This window comes from Rhizobium sp. R693, from assembly GCF_002211315.1.
In the GTDB taxonomy this organism is placed as follows: Bacteria; Pseudomonadota; Alphaproteobacteria; order Rhizobiales; family Rhizobiaceae; genus Rhizobium.
Genome location: NZ_LOKY01000011.1, coordinates 1 through 12746 on the forward strand (window position 1 = coordinate 1; position 12746 = coordinate 12746).

General features: G+C 60.3%; 13 protein-coding genes. 1 reads left to right on the plus strand and 12 read right to left on the minus strand.

All coding sequences use genetic code 11. The features are described from left to right. Positions 1-149: 149 nt before the first annotated feature. The 11 genes from fliF to ATY79_RS11345 all read right to left on the minus strand — a co-directional run bounded on the left by fliF (position 150) and on the right by ATY79_RS11345 (position 10343). Positions 150-1844 carry a flagellar basal-body MS-ring/collar protein FliF gene (gene fliF / locus ATY79_RS11295; protein ID WP_088703934.1) on the minus strand — a complete coding sequence of 565 codons (1695 nt, stop codon included), beginning with the start codon at positions 1842-1844 and terminating at the stop codon, positions 150-152. Between the two features lie 108 nt (positions 1845-1952). Next, complete coding sequence (locus tag ATY79_RS11300; RefSeq protein WP_088691362.1) at positions 1953-2348, minus strand: hypothetical protein; 396 nt, start codon at positions 2346-2348, stop codon at positions 1953-1955. Between the two features lie 17 nt (positions 2349-2365). Then, positions 2366-2920, minus strand: coding sequence for a chemoreceptor glutamine deamidase CheD (cheD, locus tag ATY79_RS11305; RefSeq protein ID WP_088703935.1), 555 nt, complete (start codon positions 2918-2920; stop codon positions 2366-2368). Beyond that, on the minus strand, positions 2917-3306 hold the full coding sequence (locus ATY79_RS11310; RefSeq protein WP_007530058.1) for a response regulator: 390 nt from the start codon (positions 3304-3306) through the stop codon (positions 2917-2919). The genes cheD and ATY79_RS11310 overlap by 4 nt, the downstream gene beginning before the upstream one ends. Next, entirely contained in the window at positions 3306-4349 is a 1044-nt protein-coding gene (gene cheB, locus ATY79_RS11315; RefSeq protein WP_088691360.1) for a protein-glutamate O-methylesterase CheB, read from the minus strand. Before cheB ends, ATY79_RS11310 begins: the two co-directional genes overlap by 1 nt. Continuing rightward, entirely contained in the window at positions 4346-5257 is a 912-nt protein-coding gene (gene cheR / locus ATY79_RS11320) for a protein-glutamate O-methyltransferase CheR (RefSeq protein ID WP_088691359.1), read from the minus strand. Before cheR ends, cheB begins: the two co-directional genes overlap by 4 nt. Beyond that, positions 5254-5721 carry a chemotaxis protein CheW gene (locus ATY79_RS11325; RefSeq protein WP_088691358.1) on the minus strand — a complete coding sequence of 156 codons (468 nt, stop codon included), beginning with the start codon at positions 5719-5721 and terminating at the stop codon, positions 5254-5256. Before ATY79_RS11325 ends, cheR begins: the two co-directional genes overlap by 4 nt. Before the next feature lie 4 nt (positions 5722-5725). Continuing rightward, on the minus strand, positions 5726-7990 hold the full coding sequence (locus ATY79_RS11330) for a chemotaxis protein CheA (protein WP_088703936.1): 2265 nt from the start codon (positions 7988-7990) through the stop codon (positions 5726-5728). Between the two features lie 17 nt (positions 7991-8007). Further along, positions 8008-8373, minus strand: coding sequence for a chemotaxis response regulator CheY1 (gene cheY1, locus ATY79_RS11335; RefSeq protein WP_007530053.1), 366 nt, complete (start codon positions 8371-8373; stop codon positions 8008-8010). Next, entirely contained in the window at positions 8370-8666 is a 297-nt protein-coding gene (locus ATY79_RS11340; protein WP_088691356.1) for an STAS domain-containing protein, read from the minus strand. Before ATY79_RS11340 ends, cheY1 begins: the two co-directional genes overlap by 4 nt. Before the next feature lie 63 nt (positions 8667-8729). Next, a complete protein-coding gene (locus ATY79_RS11345; RefSeq protein WP_088703937.1) occupies positions 8730-10343 on the minus strand; it encodes a globin-coupled sensor protein in 1614 nt (537 codons plus the stop codon). Between the two features lie 648 nt (positions 10344-10991). On the opposite strand from ATY79_RS11345, the gene ATY79_RS11350 reads away from it, so the two are divergent. Beyond that, entirely contained in the window at positions 10992-12413 is a 1422-nt protein-coding gene (locus tag ATY79_RS11350; RefSeq protein ID WP_088703938.1) for a glycosyltransferase family 39 protein, read from the plus strand. A gap of 4 nt (positions 12414-12417) precedes the next feature. On the opposite strand, the gene ATY79_RS31475 is transcribed toward ATY79_RS11350, so the two are convergent. After that, positions 12418-12723 (minus strand): transcriptional regulator, encoded by a 306-nt coding sequence (locus tag ATY79_RS31475; RefSeq protein ID WP_088691353.1) that lies wholly within the window; start codon positions 12721-12723, stop codon positions 12418-12420. Positions 12724-12746: the final 23 nt, after the last annotated feature.

The window sequence follows — 12746 nt, forward strand, 5'->3', positions numbered from 1 at the left end:
CTTGAACATCAAGGTCGGATCGAGCGGCGGCCGGCCGTTGTCGGCGCAGTAAAGGCCGGCAACGCGATCGTGGATGAAGGAAAAGTCGATCACCGCATCGATCCGACGAAGCAGGTGATCCTTCGGACGGGCGGTTGCCCGGCCTTGTTTTATGCGGCTGCGTTGTCGACAGCCCATTTTCTGAGGATTTTCGCGGCGCGCTCCTCGTTGATCTCGACCATCCGCGCCAATTTGCGTTCCGGGCCTTCCTTGACGCGACGGTTGAAGTTGCCGTCGTCGTCGCCAAGGCTGAGCAGGTCCTCGGTACTGTCGAAGCCGAAGTCCGAACCGAAGCCGTCCATGAGTGCACCACCGGCGCCCACACCTCCCGCCGGAGCGAAATCCGGAAGTTCGAGACCGGCGCTTTCCGGCGAGGTGTCGCCGATGACTGCCGTGCCGTTACCCGTCACGCTGCGGATCATCGGGCGGACGCCCATCCAGATCACCAAGAAGGCGACCGCGACGAAGGCGAGCGAGTTGATGATGCCGGCCAGGTTGCGGCTCAGCATATCCATGACGCGGACGCCGCCGCCGGTTTCCTCGAGGAGCTGGTTCTCCAGGAAGTCCATTGCCGTGACGGTCACCACGTCGCCGCGGTTGGTGCTGATACCAGCCGCCGATGCCACGATCTTCTGCATTTCGGCAAGGTAAGCATCAACTTTCGCCTGGTCGGCGGGTTCGCCGACCATCTGAGCAATGCGACCCTTGTTGACGACGACGGCGATGGAGAGCTTTTCGATCTTGTAGCTGTTACGCGTCGTTGCGGTCGTCTTGCTGTTGATTTCGTAGTTGGTCTGCTCTTCTTTCTTGTCAGACTTGTCCTGCGATTCTGGACCGCTGGCGCCACCCGAGTCAGGCGCTGCCTGCGGGATGTTCTGCTCGACCGTGGTCGCGTTGTCGGACTGCTTCTGCTGTGACTGCGAGGCTTCCTTGGTCGTGCGAATCGAGCGCTCGACCTTCGATTCCGGATCGTAGGTCGTTTCCTGGATCTGCTGGCTGTCGGTGTTCAGTTCCGCCGTGACGCTGGAACGGAAGTTGTCCATGCCGAGGAAAGGTGCGAGCGCCTTGTCGATGTTGGTTTCAACTTCGCCCTGGACGTTCTGAACGATGTTCAGCGAACGGTTCAGCGAGCTGTTGCTGGCTTCGTCACCGGAAGCGAGCAGTTGCCCAGCCGAATCAAGGATTGTGACATCACCGACGTCGAGGCCGGGAACGGCTGACGCAACAAGGTGGCGGATCGACGTCGCGGCGTTGCGGCCGGTGGCGGCACTTGCGCGGATCATCACGGAAGCAGTCGGCTTCTGTTCGGCTTTGCGGAAGTTGCCAACCTCGGGCATGACGATGTGGACGCGAGCAGCTGTGATGCCCGAGATCGACTGGATCGTGCGGCCAATTTCGCCTTCAAGCGCGCGAACCCGCGTGACTTCCTGCATGAACGACGTCAGGCCAAGCGAGCCGACATTGTCGAAAAGTTCATAGCCTGCGTTGGCGCTGTTCGGGAGACCGCGTTCGGCGAGCAGGAGACGCGCCTTGCCCGTCATGCCAGCGGGAACTGTAATGCTGGTCCCGTCGGTTCCTACCTGGAAGCCGATGTTCGCTTCGGCGAGCGCTATGCTGATTTGGTTCAGATCAGGCGTATCAAGCCCGACATAGAGCGTTTCCTGAGCCGGCTTGTTGACCAAAAAGGCCGCCCCGAGGATCAGCGCGACGGAAACGACGCCCACGCCAGCCAGCGCCAGCAGACGATTCCGCCCTAGCGAACTGAAGTTCTTAAAGACTTGAACTAATTGATTTAACAGATTCATTCTGTTCTCGCACGACCGTCACAGACAAAGCGGGCTTATTGCCTCATTTCGACGATAGATGCCGAAACTTGTGCGAGCGTTTCGCGGGGATGTGCGAGTAGAAACGGATCAGAAGAAGTCGAAGTCTCCGGCTGCCTTCGCCAGGGGCTGCACATTGCCATAGTGATTGGCACCACCACCCAGCGCTCGTTGCATTTCACTCAGTTTCACCAGGCTCAACGCCGTTGCGACATCGACTGCCCAATCCTGCGGTATTTCTCCGGTGATCGTGTCAATGAACTCGGCAAGACCGCGTGTCTTCTGCACGGCGAGGTCAATCCCCTGCATCACTTTCATGCTTTCCGGCGAGTTCAGCAGTTCGGCACCGCCTCCCACGTCGAGGAGCTGCGGCTCGATCCGCTCGATCAAATAGGCGACGTCATGCAATTCCGAGACGATACGCATCAGGACATCAGGCAGGGCTTCAGCGGGCGACGGCTGCTCTGTCATTGCATTCACGGTCATCAATAAGGTCCTCGCCCTCAGAAGAATTCGATGCTGGTTTCAACGGGTTTCTGCGGAGCCGCCGGTCGCTGCTCAAGCGCAACAGTTCTCTGCGTTTCCGCACCGGTCAACGGGTACTGCCGAGCGCGCCCGGAAACCGGCCAGTATTCGAGCTTGCGCCCATGGTCACCACCTGTGCTGGAGCCGACGACCGGAATACCCTCATCCTTCAGGAACTGCACGGCAAAAGCGGCGTTCTGTTCACCGACATTCGAGAATGTCGAGATCGTCTTCGCTCCGCCGAAGATCTTGGCCTCCAGGCGGTCGCGGCGCGCGCCCTGCTTGAGGAGGCCGTTGATCAGCAATTCCATCAGATGGACGCCGTAACGCGTGGCGTCTCCGCCCGTCATCGGTGTGTTTCCAGTCCCCGGCAGGAGGAAGTGATTCATTCCTCCAACGCCCGCCACGGGATCTCGCAGGCATGCAGCTACACACGATCCAAGGATGGTCGTCAGGACCGCGTTCGGATCATTCAGGACCTTCCATTCGCCCTGGATGATATTGACGCGGCGGGCTGCAACGTCGAGATTCATTTCAATGCTCCAAATACGGCTTCGATAGCCGCCTTCATCTTCTCGATAGTGAAGGGCTTGGCGAGAACGTTGTTAGCACCAAGCTGCGCGGCCTTCGTGACCAGCGCACGGTCGCCCTGCGCCGTCAGGATGATGAAAGCCGCCTTCTTCGTCGCCGGGTTGGCGCGAACAGCCTGAAGGAAGCCGAGACCATCCATCTTCGGCATGTTGAAGTCGGAAATCACGAGGTGATGCGGCTGCTGCGTCATGATCTTCAAGCCCTGCTCGCCGTCACCGGCAGCGGTAATCTGCTTGAAGCCGAGCTGGGTCAGCGCATCGCTGAGCAGCAGACGGCTGGTGACCTGATCGTCGACGATCAGAACTTTGATTTTCTCTGCGATAGACATTAATCCGTTCCTTCCTTTCGGGCGGCTGTCATTTTTAGAATTTCTTCGCCGATGGCGTTCAGGGGCAGTTGCTGCTCGACGGCACCGAGTTCGTAGGCGACCCGTGGCATTCCATAGACCACCGAGGTCTTTTCATTCTGACCAAGGGTGCGCGCGCCGGCATGGCGCATCTTCAGGAGACCCGCGGCTCCGTCGCGCCCCATGCCGGTCAGAATCACGCCGACGGCGTTGCGACCGGCCAGCTCGGCCACCGAGTCGAACAGCACATCGACGGATGGCCGGTGACCGTTCACCGGATCGCGTTCGATCAGGCGGCAGCAAGGCGCATGGGCGTTGGTAACCTGCAGGTGGCGCTCGCCTCCTGGCGCGAGGTAGATCTTGCCGATCTCAAGGCGCGCGCCGTCCGTCGCTTCCTGGACGACGGGCGCACAGAGCCGGTTGAGGCGCTCCGCGAAGCTCTTGGTAAAGGTCGGCGGCATATGTTGTGTGATAACAGTCGGCGGGCAGTTTGCCGGGAACTTCTGAAGCACCGCAATCAATGCCTCGACGCCGCCGGTCGACGAACCGATAGCGACAATCTTGCGTCCGACGCGGAAGTCGGCCACCGCCGGTGGCGGAGCGGCCGGCGCCGGCTGCGTGTACTGGCGACGCTGCGAACGGGCGGCCGCCTTCACCTTTTCGGCGAGATCGCCGAAGGGACGAGAATCGCCCGGAAGCGGCTTGCCGACGCAGTCGAATGCGCCAATTTCAAGCGCTGCCAGCGAGGCATCGGCGCCGCGATGGGTCAGTGTCGAGACCATGATGACAGGCATTGGGCGCAGCCGCATGATCTTCTCGAGAAAGTCGAGGCCGTTCATGTTCGGCATCTCGATATCGAGCGTCACGACATCAGGGTTCAGCTTCTTGATCGCCTCGCGTGCCTCGAGCGCGTCGCCTGCCTGACCGATGACGTTGACCTCCGGATCGGCGCTCAGCACAGCCGTGATCAGGCCGCGCATCGTGGCGGAGTCGTCGACGACGAGAACTTTAGCTGGTGCGCTCATGCCTTCCTCCCCACGCCCTTGCTCGTGTAGCGGTAGGTCGTGATTCCGACATTGTCGAAGACATGCTTGGCGTCACCGGAGACGCGCTCGGAATGACCGATGTAGAGATGGCCGCCTTCCGGCATCAGATCCGCAAATCGCGACCAGATCTTCATCTGGGTCGGTTCATCGAAGTAGATCACCACATTCCGACAGAAGATGACGTCGAACTTGCCCTTGAACGGCCACTGCCCCATCAGGTTCAGCTCGTTATAGGTGATCAGACGCTTGACGCGATCATCGACCTGGAACTTACGCCGTCCTTGAACCTCGACCTCACTGAACCATTGCTTGCGCATGGCGGGCGAGACAGTTTCGAGCGCATTTTCGTCGTAGGCGCCCGCACGGGCGATCGCCAGGATCTTCGGATCGATATCGGTCGCCAGAATCTTGAAGTCGTAGTCCGCGACATTAGACATCATCGACAGAACGGTGAGCGCGATCGAATAGGGCTCCTGGCCATCCGAGGAGGCGGCCGACCAGATGCGGACCCGACCGCCCGTCTTCGCGCGGTGCAGCAGTTCCGGCAGCACATGGTCACGCAGATGCTCGAAATGGTGGTTCTCGCGGAAGAAGCGCGTGAAGTTCGTCGTCAGATGCGACAGCATCTCACGGCGCGGCGCGGCACCGGCCGGCGAGGAGACGAGCGCACAATATTCCCGAAATCCGGACAGGCCGAGGTTGCGGATATGCTTCGACAGACGCGAATAGACCAGCGACGCCTTGGTCTCGTTCAGGAAGATGCCGGCATCCGAGTAGATCATCGCAGCGATTTCCGTGAGGTCGCGGCGCGTCAGCGGGTACTCTCCGCTCGCCAGCACCTCCTCGGGGCTTCCCTGCCGCATGTCTTTTGCACTCAGGACATTCATGCGGCTTCGCTTTCAGTTTCGGGGAAAATGGCTTCGAGTTCGAGCAGGCAGATCATGCGCTTGTCGATCGCCAGGATACCGCGGGCGAACTGACGCTGCAGTTCGGAGGCTATTTCCGGCGTCGGTTGCACATTGTCTTCGGTGACGGACAGAATGTCAGACACAGCATCGACCAGCAGGCCGACGACCTTTTGGTATACCTGCGCCACGATAATCACGTGACGCTGCGAGGGCACCGCCGGCTTCATGCCGAGACGGGCGGACAGGTCGATAATTGGCAGCACCGCGCCACGCAGGTTGATGACACCCTTCATGTAGGACGGCGAGTGCGGCATCGCCGTTGCTGGCGTCCAGCCACGGATCTCGCGGACCGACATGATATTTACGCAAAACTCCTGATCCCCGACGCGGAACGCGATCAACTCGCGGTCCCTCTCGTTCAGATTTTTCACGGCATACGACATAAGCTTATCCTACCGCTGCCAGCGATACGTCCTGCTTCAGCGCCTGACCGCGCGAAGCGCCGACAACGGCATCGACGTCCAGAATGAGCGCCACGCGGCCATCGCCGAGGATGGTTGCGGCAGCGATACCGGGAACGTGCGTATAGTTCGCCTCAAGGCTCTTGATGACGACCTGGCGTTGGCCCTGGATCGCATCGACCATGAGGGCGCGCTGTCCGCCACCTTCCGATTCCACCAGGAGAGCAACGCCTTCGACGGGGTTCGCCTGGGTTGCGCGGAAGTTCAGGATCCGGCCGACATCCACCAGCGGGCAGAAGCTGTTGCGGATCGAGATCAAGCGGTGGTTCGCACCAAACGAATGGATCGCGGCAGCTTCCGGCTGCAGTGTCTCGACGATCGCCGTCAGCGGCACCACCAGCGTCTGGCCGGCAACCGTGACGACCATGCCGTCGAGGACGGCGAGCGTCAGCGGCAGGCTCATTGTGAAGACGGAGCCCTGGCCGGGCTTCGAAGTGATGTTGATGCGACCGCCGAGCGCCTGGATCGAGCGCTTGACGACGTCCATGCCGACGCCGCGGCCGGAGATGTCGGAGATCTTGTCAGCCGTGGAGAAGCCGGGCAGGAAGATCAGGTTGTCGATTTCCTCGTCCGTCAGGTTGGCATCGGCCGGGATCAGCTCGTTGGCGATCGCCTTCTGCTTCACCTTCTCGCGGTTGATACCCGCGCCATCGTCCGCGAGCTCGATGAGGATGCGGCCCGAGCGGTGCTTTGCCGTCAGGCGAACCGTACCCTCGATATTCTTGCCGTTGGCAGCGCGCTTCTCCGGCGTCTCGATGCCGTGGTCGACGGCGTTGCGGATCATGTGCGTCAGCGGCTCGGCCAGCTTGTCGATGACCGTCTTGTCGACTTCCGTGTTTTCACCTTCGGTGATCAGGCGGATCGTCTTGCCGGTCATGTCGGCGATTTCGCGAACGATACGCGACATGCGCTGGAAGACCGGCTTTACCGGCTGCGCGCGGATCGCCATGACAGAGTCCTGGATCTCGCGGGTGAGCTGCTGCAGCTCTTCCAGACCCATGTTGATCGACGACGTGCCGGTCGTATCGTTTTCGATGACGCTCTGCGAGAGCATCGCCTGGTTGATGACGAGCTCGCCGACGAGGTTGATCAGGCGATCAACGCGGTCGAGATCGACGCGAATCGTCTGGCCGGCGGCATTGTTCTGCGCGGCGGCAGCCGCACTCGCAGCAGCGGCGGCAGCAGATTCCTTCTTCTCGACACGGGCAGCGGCGGCAGCCATCTGTGTGACGTTGGAAGCCGTCTCGGCAGCGGCAACGGCAGCGGCAGCGTCGGATTTCGGCTGTGCGGCCGGCACTTCGGCAGCGCCCTCATCAAGAATGGAGAGGTCGAAGGGAACCGGGATCATCGGCAATTCTTCGGCCTCGGCGGCGGCTGCCTTTGCCTCGACGGGTGTGATCTGCAGGTCGCAATCCCACTCGGCGAATTCGAAGACGGTACGGATCGCGTCTTCGCCCTTGTCCGTCTTGAGCGTCACGTTCCAGTAGAAATAGGCCGCTTCCGGATCGAGATCATCGAGACCGGGCAGCGCATCCATGTTGCAGTAGCAGCTCATCTCGCCGAGACGGGAGAGGTCGCGCAGCAGCAGGGTCGCATCATTGCCCTTGGAATAGAGGTCCGAACGCGGCTTGAAGGTGATTTCGTAGGCTGGCAGATCGGAGCCGGCTTCTTCCTCGCCGCCGAAGTCATCGAAAGAGAAGGGTATCGGCTGGAAGCCGCTGTCATCGGTCGGCTTCGGCGCCGGGGCGGCGACAACAGGTGCCGGCTTCGCTGCCGGAGCTTCCACGGCTGCGGACGGCGTAGGCAGTTCGCCGTTGGCGAGCGCTTCCAATTCCTTCACCAGACCGCGGCTGCGGCTTTCATCAACGCTGCCGCCGTCGCGAGCGGCGTTGGTCAGATCGGCTAGCACGTCTGCCGACTTCAGCATGACCTTCAGGACATCCTGTGTCGGCTCAAGCTTGTTGGAACGAACGCAATCAAGTGTAGTCTCGAACACATGCGCGAAAGCGACGAGATCATCCAGACCGAAAGCGCCAGCGCCGCCCTTGATCGAATGGACAGCACGGAACACCGCGTTGACGGTTTCCGGATCGCGATCGCCATCATTCATTTTCAGAAGACCGGATTCCAGTTCAGCGAGCTGCTCCTCGCACTCCTGGAAGAAGATCTCTTTGATTTCGTTCATATCCATAGGCGAAAATCCTGGGTTTAAGCGGTTACACGCTCAATGGCATCGATCAGCTTGGCAGGGTCGAACGGCTTGACGATCCAGCCGGTGGCACCGGCCTGGCGCGCGCGGTTCTTCTTTTCCGCATCGCTTTCGGTCGTCAGAACCAGGATCGGGATCGCGCGATACTTGTCGTTGCGGCGAACACCTTCGATGAAGCCGAAACCGTCAAGGCGCGGCATGTTGATGTCGGTGACGATGACATCGGGATTGGACTCTTCCAGAACCTCGAGGCCCTCGACGCCGTCTTCCGCCTGAATCGTCTCGAAGCCCGCATTGTTGAGGGTCACGAGAAGCATGTTCCTGATGGTCCGTGAATCATCCACGGTAAGCACTTTTTTCTTCATTGCCGGATCTCCTTGGCGAGCAGATGGTGGATATCGACACCAATCAGCTGCATGGTTTTCTGAAATGCGTCCGAAACCTTGCTGAAGCTGAATGCGAACTTGTCCTGGTCCCAGGTCTTGGCGGCAGCCATGAGGACCTGGGCGCTCAGCGCACCGATGCGTTCGACGGCAGAGGCGTCGATGGCCAAATCGGCGCCTCGCAACGACGCAAGCTTGTCGCGAAGCGCGGTCGCTTCGTTCAGATCAAGCACCGCTGACAGGTTCAGCGTCTTTCCAGTTTTCCTTGCCGCCATCAGCTCTTCCTTGTCTCCTGGTTCTCACTCAACAAACGTGAGCAGCGCTCATATACTGGTCTGTTAGTAAACAATCCGCCCTCCGACCGAGGCGACCGGCTGCGCGAATCCGAAATCCTCGTGGTCGGCCACGACATCGGCAGTCTGCTTGCCATCGATCGCCGAGGCCAACAGCGGCGCGCGGCCTGCGGGCTCGGCGTTTTGCCGGGCAATGCGAAATTCGCGGATCGTCTGGCCGAGTTCGACGATAACGGTGTGCAGGTAGTCCGCTCCTTCGGCGGAACGCGCGGCCGAAGCCGCGTTGTCGGTCATCTGCACGCCAAGCCCCTTTACGTCGGCCGTTACGACGTCGATGTTCGCGGCGTGCTCGCTTGCCTGATTTGCGACGGCGGCGATCGCCGTGTTGATCTCGCTGACCTGGCGAACGATGTTGCCGATCGAATCCTGGGTGCGTCCGACCATTTGGACGCCTGCGTCCACTTGCGATTTGGTGGTGCTAACAAGCGTCTTGATCTCGCGCGCGGCGTCCGCCGAGCGCTGCGCCAAGGCCCGCACTTCCTGTGCGACGACGGCAAATCCACGCCCGGAATCACCCGCCCGGGCAGCTTCGATACCGGCATTGAGCGCCAGGAGATTGGTCTGGAAGGCGATCTCGTCGATTGCCCCGATAATCTGGCCGATTCTCTCGGCGGACTGCTCGATATCGGCCATGGCAGCGATCGCGCGCCCGACGACTTCGCCGCTTTGTTCGGCTGCCGTGCGCGTCGAAGCCGCGGCCTGCTCGGCGGCACGGCTGCCTGCGGCACCGTGGCGGACGCTTTCCGAGAGGTCGGCAAGGGCGGCGGCAGAGGAGAGCAACTGCCGGGCATGAGAGGACGCATTGCCGGCAAATTGCTTCGACGCATCGCCGAGCGTCTGCACGGACGTTCCAGCAACCGCGGTCTTTTCGGCGATCGCCTGAAACTCGGACTGGACGGCATCCAGCGCACCGTTGAGCGCCAACGCGATGTCCCGATGGGCGCCGTCCTCCTCGACGGTTGCTCGAACCGTCAAATCACGGGCGGCAAGGCCATTGATCACATCGGCGAAAACGCGAGTGATCTCGGCTTTGTCACAGCTGCGCTGATCGGCGAGCGCGCGTTGCTGGGTCGCCCGCAGGGCATTGAAACGCAGGGAGACGGCAATCTCGACGTCCACCATCACGAGGCGAATGATTGCCGAAATTAGGTCGGAGATTTCCTTGGCGCGACGACGGCTGCTCGGCAGGAAGGAACGGCCGGCCAGCTCGGTCGCAAGGCCACCGATGACATGCTCGAGAACAACGCCATGGCCGGCAACGTGCCAGCGCGGGTCAAGGCCCATCTTGCTTTCGGAATCGGACAGAACCTTCACGCGCTCAGCATAAAGGCTGTCGAAACGCGCATCCGTCAAAACGTCCCAGTGCGAGGCCTGCAGGTCGTGGAGCCGCTCGACCTGGCGCTCACTTTCAAAATTCCGTGCGGCGTCGGGAAAGGACTGAAACCGCTGGAAGAGGTCACGCAGGCCGGCGGTCAGGTGTTGCTGAAGATCGACGCGATGGCGCCGGACCAAATCACAGTGTTCGGCATCGAGACCGGCAAAGCGGAGTCGGTCACGCAAGCTTCCTGCCTGCGCTCCTCGTGCCTGATCTGATGGCATTTCCTGCCCCAACGCCTGTCCCCAACCACATGCCGGGCAAGAGGCCCGTCACTAATCTATTGCCCCGAGCGGCAGGTACGTTGCTGACAGGTGGCTTGCCTCCGGCCGCCGCCGGCGGCCTGAAGCCTCCCGATCAGTAGATTCTGCTTCGGAGCTGCTTGATGAGATGGATTCCGGATCGACCGGTACGGCGGTGCGGCGTCATGCCTGGTGGGAACGAGTGAATTTTCCCATTCCGACGTTTCATGCAATGTTTATGGTTAATTCCTTGCCTGAAGGTTAATGCGTATTTTATGAATGTCGACTTTCCAGCAGGCCCTAATAACCATCTACGAATTACTGGGCTTGCGTTGCATCGCTGCTACAAGTCCGGCGCAAGCTTTGTGTTATACGCCCAGAAATAACCGTGACATGACGTCAGAAGGATTGGGCAATGATTGTTCTCGGATTGGGGTCTTGCTTCCTCGCAATTGCTGTTCTCGCGGCCGTTACGCTGCTGGACCGCATCGAAGCGACCCGCGGCCAAATTTCCCTGCGCGTCCTTTGAATTTCCATAACTAGGCGGTAAAGACCAGCCACGCGCCCGGCACGCCGGCGCGCTAAACTTCGGCTCTACTACTGCGTTTGCGTTTAACGGAACTTCCGTTCATGTCCGCCAGACTTGGCCTCTTTATCATTCTCGGCGTGACGCTCTGGCGAGTGATCACCCTTCATTTCGACACGACTGATCTGTTCGTCGATGAGGCGCAATACTGGCTCTGGTCGCAGCATCTCGACTTCGGCTACTATTCAAAGCCGCCGATGATCGCCTGGGTCATTCGGGCAATGACCGAGCTTGCGGGATCGACATCGATCTATTGGATCAGGCTTTGCGGACCGCTGATCCATATGGCGACCGCAATCATGATGATGAAGACTGCCAAGCGTTTTGTCGGGTCCGACATCGAAGGGTGGACCGGTGTCACCTTCATCACCCTGCCGGGCGTTGCGCTGTCATCGGTGTTCTTCTCCACGGATGTCGTGCTTCTCTTTTTCCTGACCGTCGCGCTGTGGGCCTATTTCGGCCAGACCGCGAAGCGTTCCGCGGGTCTCGCCCTTCTTATGGGATTTGCCTTCGGCTGTGCCTTTCTGTCGAAGTACGCGATCCTCTTTGTTGTTCCCGGAGGGCTGATCGCGCTCATTCTGCTTCCCAGCGCACGTATAGCCTGGCGCGATTTCTTCATATCCGTCATCGTTGCCGTTGCCGTCGCAGCGCCGAACCTCTGGTGGAATCTTGCCCACGACGGCACAACCGTTCGCCACACCACCAACATCGCGCATTGGAGCAAGCTTCGCATCGACGTTGCCGGAGGCCTGGAATTTTTCGTGGCACAATTCGGCGTCGTCGGACCGATCGTGTTCTTCGCGATGCTCTGGGCCGTCGCGCGCGCGATCAAGGACAAGAGCGAACCGCGGGAAAGGTTGCTGATCTGGCTATCGATGCCGGTCGTTCTGCTGATCACGCTTCAAGCACTGGTCGCCAAGGCCTATGCCAACTGGGGTGTGACCGCCTATATCGCGGGAACGATGCTTGCCGTATGGCTGCTTGACCGTCTCTGGCCAAAGGGATTGCGCATCTCGCTGATGATAAATGGCACGGCCAGTTTCCTGTTTCCGCTCGCCGCGGTCTTTGCGCACCAGCTGGTGCTGCCGAACGGCAACGAGATCATGAAGCGCTATCTCGGCCGCAGTGCGATCAGCCGCGAGGCTGGCGAGGTGGCGCGTCAATCGGTTATCCCAATCATTGTCAGCGACAGCCGCGACTTGCTGGCAGACATGTTCCACACGCTGCGAGACGATCCTGTCCGCATATACGCAAAGCCACCATCCGATGCACCAGACAACTATTACGAGCAGACCTTTGCCCTGCCGAGCGATGTTGCCGAGAGTGTTCTTTTCGTGACGACGCATCCGGTGGAGTGCGCACAAACGCCCGAGTTGGTCCGGAGCTGGCAGCCGGTTGAAGGCTATTATCGCGGCAAGACGATCTTTTCCTACAGGATTTCACCGGCCTGCCTCACCGGCAAATAGACCGTCACTTTGGGACGGATGGGAGCCCAAGGCACGTTCCCGACCCCTCAACCTCCACAAACACGACGCCGCCTTTTTCGAAGGCAAGACGCAACTGCGCCTCGGTTGCACGATGAATTTCGTGGTGCTTTCCTTCATAGTCGCGGATTGTGCTGCGAGACACGGCCGCATGCTCTGCGAGGTCGAGCTGCGTCCAGTCAAGCAATCCGCGAGCGGCTCGGCAGAGTGCCGGTGTCAGAATTGTTTCCTTTGCGCCTTGACCCATAATGTCAAACCACCCATATTGGTTGAAATAAGCCATATATGTCATGTTTTAGCCGGGATTTCTAGTTC